This is a genomic window from Microbulbifer celer (genome assembly GCF_020991125.1).
Classification (GTDB): domain Bacteria; phylum Pseudomonadota; class Gammaproteobacteria; order Pseudomonadales; family Cellvibrionaceae; genus Microbulbifer; species Microbulbifer celer.
This window is the reverse complement of the sequence record NZ_CP087715.1, coordinates 1,866,046-1,886,135: the sequence shown is the minus strand read 5'-3', so window position 1 is coordinate 1,886,135 and position 20,090 is coordinate 1,866,046. Positions and strand designations below refer to the sequence as shown.

At 57.3% G+C, this 20,090-nt stretch carries 17 protein-coding genes; 13 read left to right on the top strand and 4 right to left on the bottom strand.

Annotated elements, in window-relative coordinates:
• Nucleotides 1-6: 6 nt before the first annotated feature.
• Nucleotides 7-648 (top strand): LOG family protein, encoded by a 642-nt coding sequence (locus LPW13_RS07910; protein ID WP_230438896.1) that lies wholly within the window; start codon nucleotides 7-9, stop codon nucleotides 646-648.
• Nucleotides 649-755: 107 nt separating this feature from the next.
• On the opposite strand, the gene LPW13_RS07905 is transcribed toward LPW13_RS07910, so the two are convergent.
• Nucleotides 756-1,091: a DUF6763 family protein gene (locus LPW13_RS07905; protein ID WP_230438895.1), complete on the bottom strand. Its 336-nt coding sequence runs from the start codon at nucleotides 1,089-1,091 to the stop codon at nucleotides 756-758.
• Nucleotides 1,092-1,362: 271 nt separating this feature from the next.
• Between LPW13_RS07905 and LPW13_RS07900 the strand changes: the two genes are divergently transcribed.
• From LPW13_RS07900 to LPW13_RS07885, 4 genes are all read left to right on the top strand, one after another.
• Nucleotides 1,363-1,992, top strand: a complete 630-nt coding sequence (locus LPW13_RS07900; protein WP_230438894.1) for a TetR/AcrR family transcriptional regulator — start codon at nucleotides 1,363-1,365, stop codon at nucleotides 1,990-1,992.
• An 87-nt stretch (nucleotides 1,993-2,079) separates the two neighbouring features.
• Entirely contained in the window at nucleotides 2,080-3,093 is a 1,014-nt protein-coding gene (gene nagZ / locus LPW13_RS07895; protein WP_230438893.1) for a beta-N-acetylhexosaminidase, read from the top strand.
• A gap of 143 nt (nucleotides 3,094-3,236) precedes the next feature.
• A complete protein-coding gene (locus tag LPW13_RS07890) occupies nucleotides 3,237-4,352 on the top strand; it encodes a mechanosensitive ion channel family protein (protein ID WP_230438892.1) in 1,116 nt (371 codons plus the stop codon).
• A gap of 283 nt (nucleotides 4,353-4,635) precedes the next feature.
• Nucleotides 4,636-4,851 (top strand): cold-shock protein, encoded by a 216-nt coding sequence (locus tag LPW13_RS07885; protein ID WP_230438891.1) that lies wholly within the window; start codon nucleotides 4,636-4,638, stop codon nucleotides 4,849-4,851.
• A 96-nt stretch (nucleotides 4,852-4,947) separates the two neighbouring features.
• Here the strand turns inward: LPW13_RS07885 and LPW13_RS07880 are convergent, their stop codons facing one another.
• The 3 genes from LPW13_RS07880 to mfd all read right to left on the bottom strand — a co-directional run bounded on the left by LPW13_RS07880 (nucleotide 4,948) and on the right by mfd (nucleotide 10,774).
• Complete coding sequence (locus LPW13_RS07880) at nucleotides 4,948-6,183, bottom strand: DUF819 family protein (protein WP_230438890.1); 1,236 nt, start codon at nucleotides 6,181-6,183, stop codon at nucleotides 4,948-4,950.
• Between the two features lie 106 nt (nucleotides 6,184-6,289).
• Nucleotides 6,290-7,183 carry a CsiV family protein gene (locus LPW13_RS07875; RefSeq protein ID WP_230438889.1) on the bottom strand — a complete coding sequence of 298 codons (894 nt, stop codon included), beginning with the start codon at nucleotides 7,181-7,183 and terminating at the stop codon, nucleotides 6,290-6,292.
• A gap of 93 nt (nucleotides 7,184-7,276) precedes the next feature.
• Entirely contained in the window at nucleotides 7,277-10,774 is a 3,498-nt protein-coding gene (gene mfd / locus LPW13_RS07870) for a transcription-repair coupling factor (protein ID WP_230438888.1), read from the bottom strand.
• Between the two features lie 394 nt (nucleotides 10,775-11,168).
• On the opposite strand from mfd, the gene LPW13_RS07865 reads away from it, so the two are divergent.
• From LPW13_RS07865 to LPW13_RS07830, 8 genes are all read left to right on the top strand, one after another.
• Entirely contained in the window at nucleotides 11,169-12,554 is a 1,386-nt protein-coding gene (locus LPW13_RS07865) for a glyceraldehyde-3-phosphate dehydrogenase (protein WP_230439171.1), read from the top strand.
• A 576-nt stretch (nucleotides 12,555-13,130) separates the two neighbouring features.
• Nucleotides 13,131-14,471 (top strand): Na(+)-translocating NADH-quinone reductase subunit A, encoded by a 1,341-nt coding sequence (locus tag LPW13_RS07860; protein ID WP_230438887.1) that lies wholly within the window; start codon nucleotides 13,131-13,133, stop codon nucleotides 14,469-14,471.
• A 2-nt stretch (nucleotides 14,472-14,473) separates the two neighbouring features.
• Nucleotides 14,474-15,685: an NADH:ubiquinone reductase (Na(+)-transporting) subunit B gene (locus LPW13_RS07855; RefSeq protein WP_230438886.1), complete on the top strand. Its 1,212-nt coding sequence runs from the start codon at nucleotides 14,474-14,476 to the stop codon at nucleotides 15,683-15,685.
• Nucleotides 15,678-16,460 (top strand): Na(+)-translocating NADH-quinone reductase subunit C, encoded by a 783-nt coding sequence (locus LPW13_RS07850; RefSeq protein ID WP_230438885.1) that lies wholly within the window; start codon nucleotides 15,678-15,680, stop codon nucleotides 16,458-16,460. The genes LPW13_RS07855 and LPW13_RS07850 overlap by 8 nt, the downstream gene beginning before the upstream one ends.
• Nucleotides 16,461-16,468: 8 nt before the next feature.
• Complete coding sequence (locus LPW13_RS07845) at nucleotides 16,469-17,137, top strand: NADH:ubiquinone reductase (Na(+)-transporting) subunit D (protein WP_230439170.1); 669 nt, start codon at nucleotides 16,469-16,471, stop codon at nucleotides 17,135-17,137.
• A gap of 3 nt (nucleotides 17,138-17,140) precedes the next feature.
• On the top strand, nucleotides 17,141-17,749 hold the full coding sequence (nqrE, locus tag LPW13_RS07840; RefSeq protein WP_230438884.1) for an NADH:ubiquinone reductase (Na(+)-transporting) subunit E: 609 nt from the start codon (nucleotides 17,141-17,143) through the stop codon (nucleotides 17,747-17,749).
• Between the two features lie 18 nt (nucleotides 17,750-17,767).
• The gene (gene nqrF / locus LPW13_RS07835) at nucleotides 17,768-18,994 is read left to right on the top strand and encodes an NADH:ubiquinone reductase (Na(+)-transporting) subunit F (protein ID WP_230438883.1); all 1,227 of its coding nucleotides are present in this window, start codon (nucleotides 17,768-17,770) and stop codon (nucleotides 18,992-18,994) included.
• Nucleotides 18,995-19,082: 88 nt separating this feature from the next.
• On the top strand, nucleotides 19,083-20,090 hold the full coding sequence (locus LPW13_RS07830; RefSeq protein WP_230438882.1) for an FAD:protein FMN transferase: 1,008 nt from the start codon (nucleotides 19,083-19,085) through the stop codon (nucleotides 20,088-20,090).

Below are 20,090 nucleotides of genomic sequence, written 5' to 3'. Positions count from 1 at the left end.
AGGCATATGCTGGATGCAAAAATGCCGGAAGCGTGGCGAGTGCTGCGCATTCAATCAGAACTGGTGGATGGTATTGAACGCCTGATCACGTTGAAGGGTGCGGTAACGGTTTTCGGCAGTGCGCGTTTCCAGGAGGAGGCGCCGGAATATCAGGAGGCGATGCACCTCGGAGAGTTGTTGGCCGGAGAGGGCGTGCCCGTGATCACTGGCGGTGGCCCTGGCCTGATGGAAGCGTGTAATCGCGGTGCATTTTCTCAGGCAGGTTCATCCATCGGGCTGAATATCGAGTTACCCTTCGAGCAGATTCCCAACGCCTACCTGGATATCAGTCTGAACTTTCGATATTTCTTTGTCCGCAAGTTCATGTTTGTGAAGCACGCGGTGGGCTTCATCGCACTGCCCGGTGGTTACGGTACCCTGGACGAACTGTTTGAAGCCCTTACACTCGTTCAAACACAAAAGGTGAGGCGATTCCCCATCGTGCTGGTAGGGAAGCGTTACTGGGCAGGATTGAAAGACTGGCTGCTCAATACCGTGCTTGAGTGTGAGTGCATAGACGCCGCCGATCTCGATCTGTTCTATCTGGTGGACACGGTCGACGAGGCTGCCGAAATCATTATCGAGTTCACCCGGGAAAAGAACGGGTAGATTGTTCGATACCTTTCCCTGGTATTTGGCCCCGCTCCTGGCGGGTCGCAGTGACTGATGGTGATAACCAATCTCTAGTGATAGCCCGTCACGTCGACTCGGCCGGCTTAATCGTCGAACTCGTCAGTGCCGGGAAAACTCTCGCCCTCGAGCTTATCGATGGCGCTGCGAGCGGAGTTGAAGATCGGACTGCGATAGCCGGTATCCTCCTCATCCTGCATTTCTTCTGCCACGGTGCCATAGCCGGCGTTCGGGTCCTCCGGTGCGGCGGCGCCAATCACCGGTAACTGCGGCCAGCTGTCGTAGTCGATTTCGCTCAGGGCGCCATCACTGTATTGAATTTCAATCGCTCGGCCGGGTTGATCCAGCGCTACGACTTCAAATACTTCACCGCTTTCAAAGTTCTCAAACCATCCGCCGATTTCCGGTGCAATTCTGGCCATGGGGTTTCTCCTGTATCTTCGGGAGAACGGCTTCCTGTCGCTCATTGTCATCATCTTGAAGTTGTTGAGCGCTCCGTAAGGCAGCGCCTCTGACTGCAATCTAATGTCCCCTGGCGTGGCCCGGTAGTACTTGCGCCATTCCAAAACGCATTGTTGTTGAATGAACGGAGGTGCTTGTAAGGGGGGCGGCTAGGCTCTGGATGTTCCATTCCGTGCCGGCTGTGCTAGTCTCCGGTTTAAACGCTTGTTTAAATTGTTGGTTTGAATGGGTATGAGTCAGCTTGATACCGTCAGCAGGATTCTGGATGCCGCAGAGGTGCTTTTCGCCGAGCGCGGTTTTACCGAGACGTCCCTGCGCACCATTACCAGTACCGCCGGAGTCAATCTCGCAGCGGTGAACTACCATTTTGGTTCGAAAAAGGAGCTGATTCAGGCTGTTTTCGAACGTTTCCTTACGCCTTTTACGGAAAGTCTCAATGCGGAACTGCGCCGTCGTGAGTCGCAGGGTGAGCATCTGAATCTGGATGACCTGCTACAGAGCCTGTATCGGGTTGCGCTGGCGGGTATGGCCCGGGAAGGGCGTCACCCGCAGCGGTTCATGCGGCTGCTGGGGCTGGCTTATACCCAGTCCCAGGGGCACTTACGTCGTTTTATCGTGGCGCGATACGGCGACAGCTACCGACATTTTGCCGGTTCCCTGCGCGATGCGTTGCCCGGGGTAGATCCGGTCACGCTCTACTGGCGCATGTATTTCATGTTGGGAGCCACGATATTTTCCCTGTCGAGCTTCGAGGCCATCGAAGCTATCCTGAGAGAGGATTTCGGCGCGGAGAGTAGTCTTGAAGAGACTCTGGCGCGGTTGGCGCCGGCCGCGGCGGCTATGTTGACGGCGCCCGAATAGTCAGCGCACCTGCACAGAAATCGTCAACTTGGCGTGTTCAGATATAGAGCCCGGTAAAGATAGAACCCAGTAAGAGGAGAGAAGATCATGACGGCACAAATTGGTCCGGTGATGATCGATGTAGAGGGAACAGCGCTCACTCAGGAAGACCGCGAGCTGTTGCAGCATCCGCTGGTGGGTGGGCTGATCTTCTTTGCTCGCAATTTTGAGGACCGCGATCAGCTGCAACAGCTGGTGGCCGAGATTCGCTCCGAGCGCCCGGAAATCCTCCTCGCGGTAGATCAGGAAGGGGGGCGGGTTCAGCGCTTCAAAGACACCTTTACCCGTATCCCGTCCATGCAGGCACTGAGTGCTCGGGCCGATGAGGCGCGACTCAGGGACGTCGGCTGGCTATTGGCAGCCGAGTTGCGCGCGGTCGGCGTGGACTTCAGTTTTGCGCCGGTATTGGATGCTGACGAGGATTTTTGCCGGATTGTCGGCGACCGCAGCTTTGCGGGAGACCCCCTGGCGGTAGCGAGCAAGGCCCGTCCATTTATGGCGGGAATGCACGAGGCGGGTATGGCGACCACCGGTAAACACTTTCCGGGCCATGGTCAGGTACTGGAAGACAGTCACGAAGAGTTGCCCATTGATCGACGTTCCCTGGAGCAGGTACTCGCCACCGATTGCACCCCGTTTACCGAGTGCATCCGCGCTGGTGAACTGGATGCAGTGATGCCGGCACATATCCGGTTTGAACAGGTCGACGAGCAGAATGTGGGTTTTTCACGCTACTGGTTGCGAGAGATTCTGCGAGCCCGGCTGGGATTTGACGGAGTAATTTTCAGCGACGATCTGACAATGGAAGGTGCCGGAGCGGTAGGGGGGTACGCCGAGCGCATCCACGCCGCACTGGGTGCGGGTTGCGATATGGGGATTGTGTGTAACAATCGCGCCGGTGCTCTGGAAACATTGGACGCGCTGGGCGACTTTAAGCCGGATCCGCAATCCAGTGCGCGTCTGGAGAAAATGCGCGGTGGAGGTGCCATAGGCAGTTGGGCGGATGTGGAGAAGATGCGTCGCTGGCACGAGACTCGCGAATGGCTGGCCTCCTGGGTGTAAAGGCGTTTTTTGTGGTCAACCACAACCGGGCTTTAATTTGCCGGGTTGCGTTCTCAATCGCGCTCTGAATCATTCATATAATTGCGCTCTCGATGGACTCATAAAAAGTTTCAAAACAACGATTATTGAAGTTGGAGTAAAGTGTGGATTCAATAAAAGCTTTCCTGCGTTCCCTGGTGGGGGATGGCCGGGTCTGGATTGCGGAAGTTTTTCTGATCGTCCTGCTCACTGCATTTGCAGCCTGGATTCTTGGGATTTTCATCAATCGCCTCAAGAAGCGCGCAGAGCGCACCGTCAATCCGTGGGATGATGCGTTAACCGCTTCAATCAATCCGCCAGCCTCTCTGGTTATATGGCTCGTGGGGCTTACACTCGCGGCCGCCCGTGCCGGGCGGGCCACTGAGGCGGAAATATACGGGTTCGTCACGAATTTGCGCGAGACCGGGTTTATCATCTTGCTGACCTGGTTTGCCATGCGCTTTGCCAACGCGGTGGAATCCAATCTGGTTGATCCGCGTTATATGAGCAAGCCGCTGGATGCCACTACGGTCCGCGCGATGGGCAAATTGGTCAAGGCATCGATACTGATTACCGCAGCCATGGTAGTGATGCAGCACTTCGGCTACAGCATCAGCGGTGTGCTTGCCTTTGGTGGTATCGGTGGCCTCGCTATCGGTTTCGCAGCCAAAGATATGCTGGCCAACTTCTTTGGTGGCTTGATGATCTATCTGGATCGCCCGTTCAAAGTCGGTGATTGGGTACGCTCACCGGATAAAGAGATCGAAGGAACCGTAGAAGATATCGGCTGGCGTCTGACCCGCATCCGCACCTTTGACAAGCGGCCGCTCTACATTCCCAACGGCGTATTTACGCAGGTTTCGGTGGAAAACCCCTCGCGTATGCTCAATCGCCGTATTTATGAAACCATCGGTATTCGCTATGAAGATGCGCAGCACATGGCTGCGATCGTGAGTGACGTGAAGAAGATGTTGCAGAGTCACCCGGAGATTGACACTAATCAGACGCTGATCGTCAATTTCAACAGCTTTGCGCCATCATCGCTGGATTTCTTTATTTATACGTTCACCAAAACCACGGACTGGGTGCGCTATCACGAGATCAAACAGGACGTGTTGCTGAAAGTCCTGGAAATTGTGGAGGATCACGGGGCTTCCTGCGCCTTCCCGACGTCAACCCTGCATATTGCTGAGCTGCCGGAACCCCAGGGCGCGGGTATGCAACCGGCTGGTGACAGGTGAGCCATCCGGTACCTTTATGTCTGAAGTGACATTAATTGGTTGGCCTTAATACTTAAGTGGTGATTTATTGCGCATTCTCAGTGTGAAGTAATATTAATTTCACGCTGAAGCCTAGACAGTGGCGCAATTTTGTCTAAGAATCAGTAGTGACTCGCTGGCATACAAAGCGGGCACTGAGACAGATGATTCGTCTGGTAGCAGTAACTGCTCAGGCAGTTGCAAACGGGGTATGTGTACCACCCGTTACAACGGTGGGCACGATAACAATAATGAGGTTGGTTTAATGAGTGATCGCGTAACGGGTACCGTGAAGTGGTTTAACAATGCCCGGGGTTATGGCTTTATCACCTGTGCAGAAGGTTCCGAAGATATTTTTGTGCACTACCGCAGCATCCGTGGCGAGGGTTATAAAACCCTGAATGAAGGCCAGGCGGTCGAATTCGAAATGCAAAAGGGCGATAAGGGCTTGCTGGCCGAAGACGTCGTTCCCTGCGAATAATCTGAATTCCGTATCACCCAATTGATCTGATCCGTCGGCGCACCGGAGTTCCGGTGCGCGAGGCGTTTTTGTGTTGAGCGAATTTTCTGATCAGGCTCAACCAGCGCCAACGACGCGCAGGAGCTGACCGCAGAACCAGGCCGCGTAGGTGCCAAGCGCATATCCCATAACGGCGAGCAGTACCCCGACAGGGGCAAGTGACGGATGGAAGGCGGCAGCGACCACCGGCGCCGAAGCGGCGCCGCCCACGTTGGCCTGGCTGCCTACTGCCATGAAGAAGGTTGGGGCCTTGATCAGTTTTGCCACCAGCAGTATCAGCCCCGCGTGAATGGCCATCCATATCAGACCGAGCAGGAAGAGCTCCGGGCTGTCTCTCAATGCGGTGATGTCCATATGGGTGCCGATTGTGGCCACCAGAAAGTAGATAAATACCGAGCCGATTTTAGCTGCACCTGCGCCTTCAAGTTTTTTCGCCGGGGTAAATGCGGCGATAACACCGAGCGTAGTCGCAATCACGATTAGCCAGAAAAACGGGCTGGTAAAGCTGAAGCGGGAGAGTCCCGGTGCGTTGGCCTGGAACCAGGGTGCCAGTACATCTGCAAAGCCATGTGCAATCGCGGTAATCCCGAAGCCCACCGCGGCGATCAGCATCAGGTCCTGAAGCGTCGGGTTGCGGGAATGCTTGCGCTGCATGGTCTCCACCCGGTCTTTCAATACCGTGATGGCCGTGGTGTCAGCACCCCGTCGGGCGTCGAGGTTTTTGGCATTGCCCGCCATCAATAGCAGAACCGCCATCCAGAGGTTTGCGACAATCACATCGACTGCCACCATGGCGGAGAATACCTGTCCCCCTACCTCGTAAATCTCTTTCATTGCCGCCTGGTTGGCGCCGCCACCGATCCAGCTGCCGGCTACCGTGGTCATGCCGCGCCAGATGGCGTCGGGTCCGTTACCATTGAGCAGGTCGGGATTGAAGACCGACATCAGGAGCAGGGCCAGCGGCCCACCAATCACTATGCCGAGAGTGCCGGTGAGGAACAGAATGAGCGCTTTGGGGCCGAGGTTGAGAATACCCTTGAGGTCAATACTCAGGGTCAGCAGTACCAGGCTGGCGGGCAGCAGGTAGCGGGAAGCGACGAAATACAGGTTGGATTCGTGGGCATCGATGATGCCGAACGTTGTCAGTAATGACGGCAGGAAATAGCAGAGCAGCAGTGCGGGTACAAAGCGGTAAAAGCGCTTCCAGAATCGGTTGTCGCTACTTGCGGTATGGAAGACAAAGCCGAGGATAACGGCCAGCATGCCCAGGATAATGGCGTCGTTGGTAATCATATTGCCCTGTATAGCGGATGATTGGCCTTTTGGGCCAGACGGTTACAAGTAACAAAGCGGCCCGGAGGCCGCTTTGTGAGACAGAGGGGTTGTCCGAAGAGGCTGCTTAATCCGCTTCCGGATCAGCTTTCACGGTGCGCACTTCAATCAGAACGCCCAGTTTGGGATGGTCAATGTAGTGCAGTTCACCGCTGCGCAGTCGCCGCTCTTCCCGCAGGACTGCAACCCGGCTCGCATAGACTGGCGCGGGGGTGAGTGTGGAGGCTTCTCCGTAGTTGTCGCCAGAGAAGACCGCCCTGTCTGCGCTGGTGCTGTAGCCGCTGTTGATGGCGGGGCTATCGGCGGATGTGTTGTCGAATCCGGCTGGTGCGCTGATGTCGCCGTCAATACCGAGCCCCAGCGGCTCGCTTTCCCGAATGGTGTGGGTCACCTTCGGGCGTTGAGGGATACGAATGCCCGTCGGTGTGTTGGAGTTGCCCTGGTTGGTTATCGGAGCCGCAGTGTCCATCGGCGGCTGGTCAAATTCCATAAACCACAGATCGGTGCTCACGTGCAGATAGCGGGAAACGCTCAGAGTGACACTGCCCTCCAGGGCATTGTGCTCACCGTGGCGAGGTCCGCCACTGATCAAAACGGCTGGTGCATTGCGCTCGTTGTGCAGTACCTGTCGCCAGGTTTTGTGAAACAACACCTGATGGCCCGATGCGCGGCGAAGGGCGGCTGCTTTGTTGTTCAGCAGATTGTCTGCGGGCTGCAGCGCCGGAACCAGAGGATCATCGGATGAAGGCGTGTCGAAATCCACCCACTGGCTGTCGTAGCCCAGGCGCGGGGCGGTGGGCCAGGTTTCCCGCGACTGGCTCATGCCGTTGTCGCGGCTGAATACCACCATCTCAATTTCAAACTGGGTGCCGGCGTAGCCTGCGGCCTGGACACCTGCCGAGAGCAGGGAGGCCAGGAGTGCGCCTCCCAGGAGGCTGAACCGTTGTCGCGTTCTGTTCATATTGTCTACCGCTTTATCATTGGGGTGAGCCCGGCGGGCAATGGCGCCTATCTTATCATCGCCCATGTTATCACTGGTTTCCGCCCGATTTCTTCAGTGGGAGAGCCGGTCCAGGACGCTGGAAACCTGTTGCAAGCGCTGTTCGGGGCCCGTCTCATCCAGCGCGAAGTTCAGGTGATTGGCCCCCTGTAGCTGAAAACTGGTGGGGTATGTCTGTACCAGTTTTACCAGGGTCAGTGGGTCCACCTTGGCATCATCGGCAAATTCAATACGGCCGCCGGTGGCGGAGGCCTCCAGTTTGCGGATGCCCATTTTATTCGCGTCGAGCTTGATTTCTGTGATTCGGAACAGGTGCTTCAACGGCTCCGGCAATAGGCCAAACCGGTCGATCATCTCCACCTGCAGTTCTTTCAGGGCCTGGCTGTCTTCCGCATTGGCGATCCGCTTGTACATGATCAGGCGACTGTGCACATCCGGCAAGTAGTCTTCCGGAATCAGTGCCGGCACCCGCAGATTGACGTCAACGGCGGGGGATTCCAGTGGCTCGTCGATATTCGGCGTGCGGCCTTCGCGAATCGCCTTCACTGCGTGGTCGAGCATTTCCATATACAGGCTGAAACCCACACTCTGGATCTGTCCGCTTTGCTCTTCGCCGAGCAGTTCTCCCGCGCCGCGAATTTCCAGGTCGTGGGTTGCGAGCGTGAACCCGGCGCCCAGATCCTGCGCTTCCGCAATCGCCTCCAGGCGTTTTACCGCATCGGCGGTCATGGCCCGTTTGTTGGGTGTGAGCAGGTAGGCGTAAGCCTGGTGGTGGGAGCGGCCCACGCGGCCGCGCAGCTGATGCATCTGCGCGAGGCCGAACTTGTCGGCGCGCTCGATCAGGATGGTGTTGGCACTGGGGATGTCGATGCCGGTCTCGATAATGGTGGTGCACACCAGCACATTGAAGCGTTTGTGGTAGAAGTCGCTCATCACCTGTTCGAGCTCCCGCTCACGCATCTGGCCGTGGCCGATGCCGATGCGTGCTTCTGGAACCAGCGCTTCGATTTCCCGCGCGATACGCTCGATGCTTTTCACTTCATTGTGCAGGAAGTAGACCTGACCGCCGCGGAGGATTTCCCGCAGAATGGCCTCCTTGATCAGGGCCTCGTCCCGCTCGCGTACGAAGGTCTTCACGGAAAGCCGTCGCGCCGGCGGGGTGGCGATCACGGAGAGGTCGCGAATACCCGCCATGGCCATATTCAGGGTGCGCGGAATCGGGGTGGCGGTAAGGTTGAGGATGTCTACTTCCGAGCGCAGGCTCTTGAGCTTTTCTTTCTGGCGTACGCCAAAGCGGTGCTCCTCATCAATGATCAGCAGCCCGAGATTGGGAAACTTGAGATCGCTCTGCAGGAGTTTGTGGGTGCCGACCAGAATGTCCACCTTGCCATCGGCCACGCGGGCTTTGATGGCTTCGACTTCCTTGGTGCTGCGAAAGCGTGAAATCGCTTCGATGTTGATCGGCCAGTCCGCAAAGCGGTCTTGCAGGCTTTGAAAGTGCTGTTGTGCCAGCAGGGTGGTCGGCACCAGCATGGCTACCTGCTTGCCCGCATGGGCGGCAACAAAGGCTGCGCGCATGGCTACCTCGGTTTTGCCGAAGCCTACGTCACCACAGACAAGGCGGTCCATGGGTTTGTCGGACAGCATGTCGGCCACCACCGCTTCGATGGCCTGCTGCTGGTCCGGTGTTTCCTCGAACGGGAAGCCCGCGGAGAATTCGCGGTAGGCAAGGCCGGGGTCGGCAAAGGCGTGGCCGACCCGTGCCTCGCGGCGGGCGTAAATATCCAGTAGCTCGGCGGCGGCATCGCGGACCTTCTCTGCCGCTTTGCGCTTGGCCTTCTGCCACTGCTCGCTGCCGAGCTTGTGCAGCGGGGCCAGTTCTTCATCGGCGCCGGAGTAGCGGCTGATCAGGTGCAGGCTCGCAACGGGTACATACAGTTTTGCGCCGTCACCATATTCGAGGGTCAGGAATTCGGCCGCCTGGCCGTCAATATCCAGGCTCTGGAGCCCTTTATAGCGGCCGACGCCGTGGTCAATGTGAACCACCGGGGCGCCGATGCGCAATTCCGCCAGGTTCTTGACCGCGTTATCCGCGTCCTCTTTGGCTTTGCGGCGGCGACGCTGCTGCAGGACCCGCTCGCCAAACAGTTGTGGCTCTGCAATCAGGTTAATCGCAGGGTCCGCCAGCACCAGGCCTTGATCGAGCGGCGCTACGGTAATGCCGAAGGCCGCATCGCTTTCCCGGAACTGGTCCCAGTTGTGGAAGACTTCGGGGCTCAGGCGGATCCCCTGCAACAGTTCCAGCAGTGCTTCCCGGCGACCGCCGCTCTCCGCGCAGAACAGCACACGGCCGTCGTATTCCATCAGGTAGGCTTCCAGCGCCGCAAGGGGCTGTTCCGCCTTTCCGTCAACCGGCAGTCTCGGTGGCGGCTCGGTGGCAAAATTGTAATTGCCTTCCGCTTCGTCCAGGGCTTCTGAAGAGAAGAAGGCTCTGGGCAGGGCTTTGAGCGCACCAAAGAACTCTTCCTGCTGCAGCAAAACCTGGCGCGGTGCCAGAATGGGGCGAGTGAGGTCGCCGCGACGGCTCTGGTAACGGTTATCGGTCTCTCGCCAGAACGATTCCACCGGCTGTTGCAGGTCCCCCTGGGCAAATATGCAGCTGCCCTGGGGGAGATAGTCAAACAGGCTCGCGCACTCGTCGAAGAACAGCGGCAGGTAGTACTCGATCCCCGCGGGGGCGATGCCGGCACTGATATCCTGGTAGATGGAAACCGGGCCCGGATCGCAGTCGAAGGCCTCATGCCAACGCTCCAGGAACTTGGCCAGAGCCGGCTTGTGCATGGGGAATTCCCGCGCGGGCAGCAAGTGGATCTGCTCCACCCGGTCCACCGTGCGCTGACTCTCCGGGTCAAAGGTGCGCAGGGATTCAATCTCGTCATCGAACAGATCGATGCGGTAGGGCAGGGAGCTGCCCATGGGGAAGATATCCATCAGCGAGCCGCGTACCGCGAATTCACCGTGTTCGTAGACCGTGTCCACGCAATGGTAACCCGCCTGTTCCAGCAGCTTGCGCTGGGTGTCGAGGTCGAACTTCTGCCCCTCCTGCAGAATCAGCGCGTTACCGGCCACGTAATCCTTGGGCGGCAGCCGGTGCAACAGGGTGCTGACCGGCACGATCACAATGCCGCTACCCATCTGCGGCAGGCGATAGAGCGTCGCCAGGCGGTCAGAGATGATGTCCTGGTGCGGAGAGAAGGTGTCGTAGGGGAGTATTTCCCAATCGGGGAACTGGAAGATGTCCAGTGTTTGTCCGGTGTCGAATCCGCCGTCGTTCACCCCGCTATCTCGCCGGGGCTTGTTAAAAAATTTCAGCTGCAGCTCAAGTTGGTGCGCTTCCTGACTGTTGCGTGCAATCAGCAGCGTGGGGGCCGGGCGGGCTTTTGCCGTGCTCAGGATTGCCAGGGCGGCACCAGCGCCATGCAGGTTTCCCCAGAATTGTCGGTCATTCTGAGAGCGGAAGGCGGGTGGGGATAGAGGGGGGAGCTGACTCATGTTTCCTTATAATTCCGTGCTTTCAGGCCACTTGCCGGGGTAGGGGTGCGCTATTGTAGCGGTGAAAGCCCGGGTGTGCAGGAATCCGGTTGGAATGCTTTGCGGTTGGGGCAAAAAACCCCGGTGGGAGCTAGGCTTTTTCTAGCGGTTCAGGCGGTAGAAAAATGTAGTTTAACTACAGTTTTTTGCCTGTTTTTCAGTCGGTTGCGCGGCAATTGGGGAATTCCCATAATGCGCGCCACACGCCCCGGGACGTCCCACTTTACGGTATCTTCGGGTGTGTGACTGGACCCATTTTTTCACTCTTCAGAGGTGTCTGACTGTGACTCAGAAGCGACCGAAGCCTGCGGACTTTTTCAAGGACTGGAAAGCGCGCGAAGCGTTGGCGGAATCCATGATTCCGATGATCGGCAAACTCAACCGGGAAAAGAACGTCGGCATCTATATGTACGGCCAGAACCTGGTGAACCGCTCGGTGCTCAGCATCATGAAGGCGCACCGCTTTGTGCGTCAGGTGGAGGAGAACGAACTCTCCGAGTTTGAAACCTTCCCGGTACTGGAGGCCATCGGCAAGCTGGACCTGGGTCCAGTACATATCGATCTGGGTACCCTGACCAACAAGTACATGCGCGACGAGCGCGGTCGCACCATCGATGAATTCGTGCGTGATGAGCTGGCGGAAGCCGAAGGTGCCGGCAAACCGCTGCCGGAGCCCAAAGACGTGGTGATCTACGGCTTTGGCCGCATCGGCCGTCTGGTGGCGCGCCTGCTGATCGATAAAGCCGGTAGTGGCGATGTGCTGCGCCTGCGGGCCATCGTGCTGCGCAAGGGCAAAGCGGACAACGACCTGGTCAAGCGCGCCTCCCTGCTGCGTCGCGATTCCGTACACGGCGCTTTCAATGGCACCATCCGGGTGGATGAAGAGACCAATACCCTGATCTGCAACGGCAATGAGATCAAAATCATCTACGCCAACAGCCCGCAGGAAGTGGATTACACCCAGCACGGCATCAACAATGCGCTGATCGTAGACAGCACCGGCGTATGGCGTGATGAAGAAGGCTTGTCCCAGCATCTCGAGTCCAGGGGTGCGTCCAAGGTTCTGCTGACGGCGCCGGGCAAGGGCGACCTCAAGAACATCGTCTATGGCATTAATAACGGCGATATCAAGGATGATGACAAAATCCTGTCTGCGGCTTCCTGTACTACCAACGCGATCGTGCCGGTATTGAAGGCGATGATGGACAGGTACGGTGTTGAGCACGGGCACGTGGAAACCGTGCACGCCTACACCAACGACCAGAATCTGATCGATAACTATCACAAGGGCGAACGTCGCGGTCGCGCCGCGGCTCTGAATATGGTGTTGACCGAAACCGGCGCCGCCAAAGCGGTTGCCAAGGCGCTGCCAGAGTTGAAGGGTAAACTCACCGGCAATGCCATCCGCGTACCGACGCCGAACGTGTCCATGGCGATCCTGAACCTGAACCTGGGGCAGGAGACCACCAAGGACGAGTTGAATGAGTACATGCGCGAAGTGGCGCTGCACTCGCCGCTGCGTCAGCAGATCGACTACACCAACTCTCCGGAAGTGGTGTCCAGCGACTTCGTCGGCTCCCGTCGCGCCTGTGTGTTCGACTCCATTGCCACCATCGTCGACGGCAAGAATGCCGTGCTGTACTGCTGGTACGACAACGAGTTCGGCTACAGCTGTCAGGTAGTGCGCTGCCTCGAGGATATGGCGGGCGTTCGCTACAAGCTGTTCCCAAAGAAGGATTGATGCAAGGTTGATCCTGAGGCAGGCGGGTATAACCCGCCTGCCTGCCCTAAAGTTGTTGTTTTTTCAGCAAAAATTTCCCTCTTTCTGCCTCAATCCCCTCCGAACGCTCTGGTAAAGAGATTGCCCCATCCTTATAATGCGCGCGATTTTGCGGGGCTGCCGTGTGCCGGGAAATTACGAGCGCAAAGACTGCGGGTTGCCGAGGCAATGGTAGTCTTTGCTGCCTGGGGCCTGGCGCTTTCTTCGTCTAGTGACCCATAATCCCTATTGAGTCACGGCCTGAGTCCTCGCAGCAGGGGTTCTTCTTTTCGATTTTTAGTTAAGGAACCTCTGATCAAGCCCGCAATGCCTCAGCGTGACCTGAAGGCAGCATCTGCTGCCTTCAGGCCGCGCCCGGAGGGGCTTTCAGAGCGATCCACACTCTGCGTTGTGACTTTTTGAAAGGTCTAGACATTCCTGCAAAGTCACGCCTTGATTGTGAATCGCTCTGAAAGCCTGAGGCATCGCGGGCTTGATCAGGGGTTCCTTGAACCTAGAAATATCAACCTCCAACTTAAAACTTTAGGCAATAGGCGTATGAGAAAGATCCGTCGGGGATTGGATTTACCCATATCCGGCGCGCCCGAGCAGGTCATCCATGATGGCCCTGCAGCCAAGACTGTTGCGGTGGTCGGTCCCGATTACAACGGGATGAAGCCCACCATGGCAGTTGCGGAAGGGGATAGCGTCAAACTCGGACAGTTGCTGTTCACTGATAAGAAAACCGAAGGTGTACGCTACACCGCACCGGCCGCCGGCCGCGTGGTCGCCATCAATCGTGGTGCCCGTCGTGTGTTGCAGTCTGTGGTCATCGAGGTGGAAGGTGATGAAGCTGAGCAGTTTGCCAGCTACAGCGCTGACCAGCTGGCTGGCCTGACTGCGGAGCAGGTGCGCGTAAACCTGGTGGAGTCCGGCCTCTGGACTGCACTGCGCACCCGCCCCTACAGCAAGGTGCCCGCCCTCGACGCGCAACCTTCTGCCCTCTTTATTAATGCCATGGACACCAACCCGCTCGCCGCTGATCCTGCCGTGATCATCGCAGAGCAGCGGGATGCCTTTGCCCAGGGTGTTGAGATTCTGGCCAAGCTGGCCGAAAAGACCTTTGTCTGCACCGCGCCTGACGCCGATATCCCGGTGCCTAGCGCCGCATCCGTGCAGCGCGAAGCTTTCGCCGGTCCGCATCCCGCCGGCCTTTCCGGTACCCATATCCACTACCTGCACCCGGTCAAGCCCGGTCGCCAGGTCTGGACCATCGGCTACCAGGACGTGATTGCCATTGGCAAGCTGTTTGAAACCGGCAAGCTGTACACTGACCGCGTTGTTGCGCTGGGCGGCCCGCGGGTTGAAAAGCCGCGCCTGCTGCGTACTCGCCTCGGTGCCGATCTGACAGCGCTGACTGCCGGTGAGATCACCGGTGATGATAACCGCGTAGTATCCGGTTCCGTGTTTGGTGGTCGTACCGCAGCGGGTCCGCTGTCCTACCTCGGCCGTTACCACAACCAGGTAACCGTGCTGGAAGAGGGCCACGAGCGTCCGATGCTGCACTACTTCACGCCGGGTGCCAGCCGTTTCTCCGTGCTGCCGATCTACATCAGCCGTCTGATGAAGGGCAAGCTGTTCAACTTCACCACCAGCACCAACGGTTCCGAGCGTGCGCTGATGCCCATCGGCACCTACGAGCGCGTGATGCCACTGGACATCCTGCCGACTCAGCTGCTGCGCGCGCTGATCGTCGGAGATACCCAGGTGGCTCAACAGCTGGGTGCTCTGGAGCTGGATGAAGAAGATCTGGCACTGTGCACCTTCGTGTGCCCGGGCAAGTACGATTTCGGCCCCATTTTGCGGGACAACCTGACCCGTATTGAGAAGGAGGGTTAAGGATGCTGCGCAAATTACTCGACAATATGGAGCCGCATTTCCATAAAGGCGGCAAATACGAAAAGTTCTACGCGCTGTATGAAGCGATTGACACGGGTCTGTTCCAGCCCGCCGATCGCACCAAGACGACTGCGCATGTGCGTGACGGCATCGACCTGAAACGCATCATGATCACCGTTTGGGCGTGCGCCATGATCCCGATGTTCTACGGTATGTGGAACCTGGGCTTCCAGGCCAACACCATCATCGGCGGCATGGAGAGCGTGGACCTGTCCGGTTGGCGTCATGCCATCATCGGTGCGCTGTCCGGCTACGACGCCAACAGCCTGTGGGACAACCTGGTCTACGGTGCCATGTACTTCCTGCCCATCTATGCGGTGACTTTCATCGTCGGTGGTATCTGGGAAGTGCTGTTTGCGGCAGTTCGCGGCCATGAAGTCAACGAAGGCTTCTTCGTTACTTCCATTCTGTTCGCGCTGACCTGTCCCCCGGATATACCGCTGTGGATGGTGGCCATGGGCATCAGCTTCGGTGTGGTGATCGGTAAGGAAGTGTTCGGTGGTACCGGCAAAAACTTCCTCAACCCGGCACTGACCGGTCGTGCGTTCCTGTTCTTCGCTTACCCGGCGGCTATGTCCGGTGACGCGGTATGGACCGCGGTTGACGGCTACACCGGTGCGACTGCGTTGTCAGTCATGGCAAGTGACGGCATCCAGAATGGTATTGTCGGTGTTACTGGTGGTCAGCTGACCTGGATGGATGCTTTCTTCGGCAAGATGCAGGGCTCCATTGGTGAGACCTCAACCTTGGCAATGCTGATTGCCGGCGTGATCCTGATCGGCATGAAGATTGCCAGCTGGCGCATTGTTGCCGGTACCCTGCTGGGCATGATGGCCACGGCCACAATGTTCAACTTCATCGGCTCAGACACCAACCCGATGTTTGGTGTGCCCTGGTACTGGCACCTGGTGGTGGGCGGTTTCGCGTTTGGCCTGATCTTCATGACCACCGATCCGGTATCCGCCGCCATGACCGACGCCGGTCGCTGGTGGTACGGCATTCTTATCGGCGTAATGTGTGTTCTCATTCGCGTGGTGAACCCTGCCTTCCCGGAAGGCATGATGCTGGCGATTCTGTTCGCCAACCTGTTCGCGCCACTGTTTGACCACTTCGTGGTGCAGTCCCATATCAAACGGAGGTTGGCACGTGGCTAATAAAGATTCCGTAAAAGGTACACTGCTGGTAGCGCTGGTTCTGTGTATCGTCTGTTCTGTTGTGGTGTCCACTGCGGCGGTAATGCTGAAACCAAAGCAGGAAGCAAATGCCGCCCTGGACCGGAAGCGCAACGTTTTGATGGCCGGTGGCCTGATCGATGCTAATCAGCACGACGCCAAGGTGATCGAAGATGAGTTCGAGTCCGTGACGACCAAGTACGTGGATTTGCGCACTGGCAAGTTCACTGACGAGGCGCCTGTCGGTGGTAGTGGTCGCGCTGCCGCCAAGATTCCGGATTCCAGTGAAAAGCTGCCATCGGATCAGGATACCGCCAATATCATCCGCCGTGAAAACACCAAAGAGGTGTACCTGGTAGAGAAAAATGGTGAGCTGCAGCGAATCATTCTGCCGGTTCGCGGTGCTGGCCTGTGGGGGCAGATGTACGGCTTCCTCGCGCTGGAAAACGACCTGAAAACCGTTGCCGGCCTTGGCTTTTACGAGCACAAGGAAACTCCGGGACTGGGTGGTGAAGTGGATAACCCTCGCTGGAAAGCGCAGTGGGAAGGCAAGCAGGTCTTCGATGGTGAAGGTTCTGTGGATATCAGCGTAATCAAGGGTAGTGTCGACCCGGGCAGCGCCAACGCGGTGCACCAGGTTGACGGTCTGTCCGGCGCCACTCTGACCAGCAGGGGCGTTAACAACCTGATCAACTTCTGGCTGGGCAGTGAGGGCTTTGGTCCCTTCCTCGAGAACCTGAAAGCAGGGGAGGCGTAAGTATGAGCATGAAATTGAAAGACACTCTGCTGGAGCCGATTTTCAACAATAACCCCATTGCGTTGCAGATCCTCGGTATCTGCTCCGCGCTGGCGGTAACCAGCTCACTGCAGGTGACGCTGGTAATGTGTATCGCGCTGACCACGGTAACCGCGTTCTCCAACACCGCGGTTTCCCTGATCCGTAAGCAGATCCCCAACAGCATCCGGATTATCGTGCAGATGACCGTGATCGCCTCGTTGGTAATCCTCGTAGACCAGGTCCTCAAGGCCTACGCATTCGACATCTCCAAGCAGCTGTCGGTATTCGTTGGCCTGATCATCACCAACTGTATCGTGATGGGCCGCGCCGAAGCCTTCGCCATGAAGCACGGTCCCAAAGACAGCTTCTTCGACGGTGTCGGTAACGGTCTTGGCTACAGTGTGATCCTGATCGGTCTCGCCGTAGTGCGTGAACTCTTTGGTGCGGGCAAACTGTTCGGTGTCGAGCTCCTGTCTACTGTGAATAACGGTGGCTGGTATGTGCCGAACGGCATGCTGCTGTTGCCGCCCAGTGCCTTCTTCCTGATTGGCCTGTTTATCTGGGCAATCCGTACCTGGAAGCCGGCGCAGGTGGAAGAAGACGAGTTCAAGATTGCGTCCAACTCTAAAATTCCGTTGGCGCAACAGGAGGCCTGATAGATGGAACATTTTATTTCTCTTATCGTTCGCGCCGTTTTCATTGAAAACATGGCGTTGGCCTTCTTCCTCGGGATGTGTACCTTCCTGGCGGTTTCCAAGAAGGTTGAAGCGGCGATTGGTCTGGGTGTTGCGGTTATCGTAGTACTGACCATCACCGTTCCGGTGAACAACCTGATTTACACCTACCTGCTGAAAGACGGCGCACTGGCGTGGGCCGGGTTCCCGGATGTGGACCTGAGCTTCCTTGGTCTGCTGTCTTACATCGGCGTTATTGCGGCTCTGGTACAGATCCTGGAGATGTTCCTGGATAAGTTTGTACCGGCGCTGTACAACGCGCTGGGTGTATTCCTGCCGCTGATTACCGTGAACTGCGCCATCATGGGTGCTTCACTGTTCATGGTAGAGCGCGAATACAATTTGGGTGAAAGTGTTGCCTACGGCTTCGGTGCCGGCCTCGGCTGGGCGCTGGCGATTACCGCTCTGGCGGGTATTCGCGAGCGTATGAAGTACAGCGATGTACCTAACGGCCTGAAAGGCCTGGGTATCACCTTCATTACCGTTGGTCTCATGTCGCTGGGCTTCATGTCCTTCGGCGGCATCGATATCTAAACGGGGAGGTCGAATAACATGGAATTAACAGATATTTATTTTGGCGTCGGCATGTTCACCGTGATCGTGCTCGCGCTGGTGGCAATCATTTTGGTGGCACGCTCGCGCCTGGTGAACACCGGGGACGTCAACATCGTGGTCAACGGTGAGAAGACGCTCACCGTTCCGGCTGGCGGCAAACTGTTGCAGACACTGGCAGCGAACAACCTGTTCCTCGCCTCTGCCTGTGGCGGTGGTGGCAGCTGCGCCCAGTGTGTATGTACCGTGAACGAAGGTGGTGGCGATATGCTGCCGACCGAAGCGGCGCACTTCACTCCCCGTGAGGCCAAAGAGGGTAAGCGCCTGTCTTGTCAGGTAGCGGTCAAGCAGGACATGAAAATCGAAGTGCCGGAAGAGGTGTTCGGTGTGAAGCAGTGGGAGTGCACTGTGGAGTCCAACCCCAACGTGGCTACTTTCATTAAAGAGCTGACCCTGAAGCTGCCCGAAGGCGAGAACGTCGACTTCCGCGCTGGCGGTTACGTCCAGCTGGAGGCGCCGCCCCATCATGTGAAATTCTCTGATTTCGATATCGAAGAAGAGTACCGCGGCGACTGGGAGAACTTCGGTTTCTTCAAACTGGAGTCGAAAGTAGACGAGCCTGTGGTTCGCGCCTACTCCATGGCCAACTACCCGGAAGAGAAAGGTGTTGTTAAATTCAACATCCGTATCGCCACACCGCCTCCACGCACCGAAGGTATTCCGCCGGGCCAGATGTCTTCCTACGTCTTCAACCTGAAACCTGGTGACAAGATGCGCGTATACGGTCCCTTCGGTGAGTTCTTCGCCAAGGATACCGATAACGAGATGGTATTCATCGGTGGCGGTGCCGGTATGGCGCCGATGCGTTCGCACATCTTTGACCAGTTGAAGCGTCTGCACAGTTCGCGCAAGATCAGCTTCTGGTACGGCGCGCGCTCCCTGCGTGAAATGTTCTATGAAGAAGACTACAACGGCCTGCAGGAAGAGTTTGACAATTTCCAGTGGCACGTTGCACTGTCTGACCCGCAACCGGAAGATAACTGGGAAGGGTATACCGGCTTCATCCACACCGTAGTGTATGAAAATTATCTGAAGGACCATCCGGCACCGGAAGACTGTGAGTACTACATGTGTGGGCCGCCCATGATGAACGCCTCGGTTATCAAAATGCTGAAAGATCTCGGCGTAGAGGATGACAACATCCTGCTCGACGACTTCGGCGGCTGATCATCGAGTGATGGGCTGTATAACAACAACCACAAAAACAGGGCCGCAGTTTTCGGCCCTGTTTTTGTATTTACGGTTCGGTACCAAGATGATGAAACCGTTTCTGACCTTCTTGGGTGTGTTGCTGCTGGCAGCCTGCTCCGCAGAAGAGTCCAGCTGGAAGCTGTCTGGCCCGACCATGGGTACCCGCTACCACATTACTGTGGTAGCGGCACCCGCGGAAGTCAGTCGCGAATCGCTGAAAGCCGATATTGACGCAGAGCTCGTGGCGGTCAACCAGGAAATGTCGACCTACATCCCGGACTCGGAACTGATGCGAGCCAATGACGTAGCGGTGGGGGACGCGGTAGCGCTGTCCGACAACCTGGCATTGATCGTTGGTCTGTCCAAGACTATCTATCAACAGAGCAGTGGTGCTTTCGATGTGACGGTGGGGCCCCTGGTGAATCTGTGGGGGTTCGGGCCGGATCCTGAACCGGAAACCGTCCCGTCCGATGAAGAGATCAACAAGCTCCGAGCTCAGGTAGGTTCCGACGCTCTGACGTTGTCTGGAAATACCCTGACTAAATCCAGGGACGTGTTCATCGACCTGTCGGCGATTGCCAAAGGACACGGCGTTGACCGTGTTGCTGAGTTGCTGGAGTCCAAGGGCATCACCAACTATCTGGTGGAGGTCGGTGGCGAGTTGCGCACCTTGGGTCACAACGCAACCGGCGCACCGTGGCGCATAGGGATCGAGCGTCCGTCTGCGGGGCAGGTCGTGCAGAAGCCCATCGCGGTGAGCGGTAAGTCGATAGCGACCTCCGGCGACTATCGCAATTATTACGAGCGTGATGGAAAACGCTTTACGCATACCATCGACCCGCGTACCGGATACCCGGTTGAGCATCGGTTGGCATCGGTCACGGTAATCGCAGATACCTGTGCCGAGGCCGATGGCCTGGCGACCGCCATTAATGTGATGGGGGCGGAAGCCGGATTAAAATTGGCGGAGAAGGACAACCTTGCCGTGTTCATGCTGGTCAAGACCGATGACGGTTTTGAGGAGCAATCAAGCACTGCTTTTTCTCCGTATCTTGAAAGTCAGGGGAGGTAA

Coding starts and splice junctions, on each gene's coding strand:
- LPW13_RS07910 (WP_230438896.1), top strand. CDS start 7: ATGCTGGATGCAAAAATGCCGGAAGCGTGGCGAGTGCTGCGCATTCAA.
- LPW13_RS07905 (WP_230438895.1), bottom strand. CDS start 1,091: ATGGCCAGAATTGCACCGGAAATCGGCGGATGGTTTGAGAACTTTGAA.
- LPW13_RS07900 (WP_230438894.1), top strand. CDS start 1,363: ATGAGTCAGCTTGATACCGTCAGCAGGATTCTGGATGCCGCAGAGGTG.
- nagZ (WP_230438893.1), top strand. CDS start 2,080: ATGACGGCACAAATTGGTCCGGTGATGATCGATGTAGAGGGAACAGCG.
- LPW13_RS07885 (WP_230438891.1), top strand. CDS start 4,636: ATGAGTGATCGCGTAACGGGTACCGTGAAGTGGTTTAACAATGCCCGG.
- LPW13_RS07880 (WP_230438890.1), bottom strand. CDS start 6,183: ATGATTACCAACGACGCCATTATCCTGGGCATGCTGGCCGTTATCCTC.
- LPW13_RS07875 (WP_230438889.1), bottom strand. CDS start 7,183: ATGAACAGAACGCGACAACGGTTCAGCCTCCTGGGAGGCGCACTCCTG.
- mfd (WP_230438888.1), bottom strand. CDS start 10,774: ATGAGTCAGCTCCCCCCTCTATCCCCACCCGCCTTCCGCTCTCAGAAT.
- LPW13_RS07865 (WP_230439171.1), top strand. CDS start 11,169: ATGATTCCGATGATCGGCAAACTCAACCGGGAAAAGAACGTCGGCATC.
- LPW13_RS07860 (WP_230438887.1), top strand. CDS start 13,131: ATGAGAAAGATCCGTCGGGGATTGGATTTACCCATATCCGGCGCGCCC.
- LPW13_RS07855 (WP_230438886.1), top strand. CDS start 14,474: ATGCTGCGCAAATTACTCGACAATATGGAGCCGCATTTCCATAAAGGC.
- LPW13_RS07845 (WP_230439170.1), top strand. CDS start 16,469: ATGAAATTGAAAGACACTCTGCTGGAGCCGATTTTCAACAATAACCCC.
- nqrE (WP_230438884.1), top strand. CDS start 17,141: ATGGAACATTTTATTTCTCTTATCGTTCGCGCCGTTTTCATTGAAAAC.
- nqrF (WP_230438883.1), top strand. CDS start 17,768: ATGGAATTAACAGATATTTATTTTGGCGTCGGCATGTTCACCGTGATC.
- LPW13_RS07830 (WP_230438882.1), top strand. CDS start 19,083: ATGATGAAACCGTTTCTGACCTTCTTGGGTGTGTTGCTGCTGGCAGCC.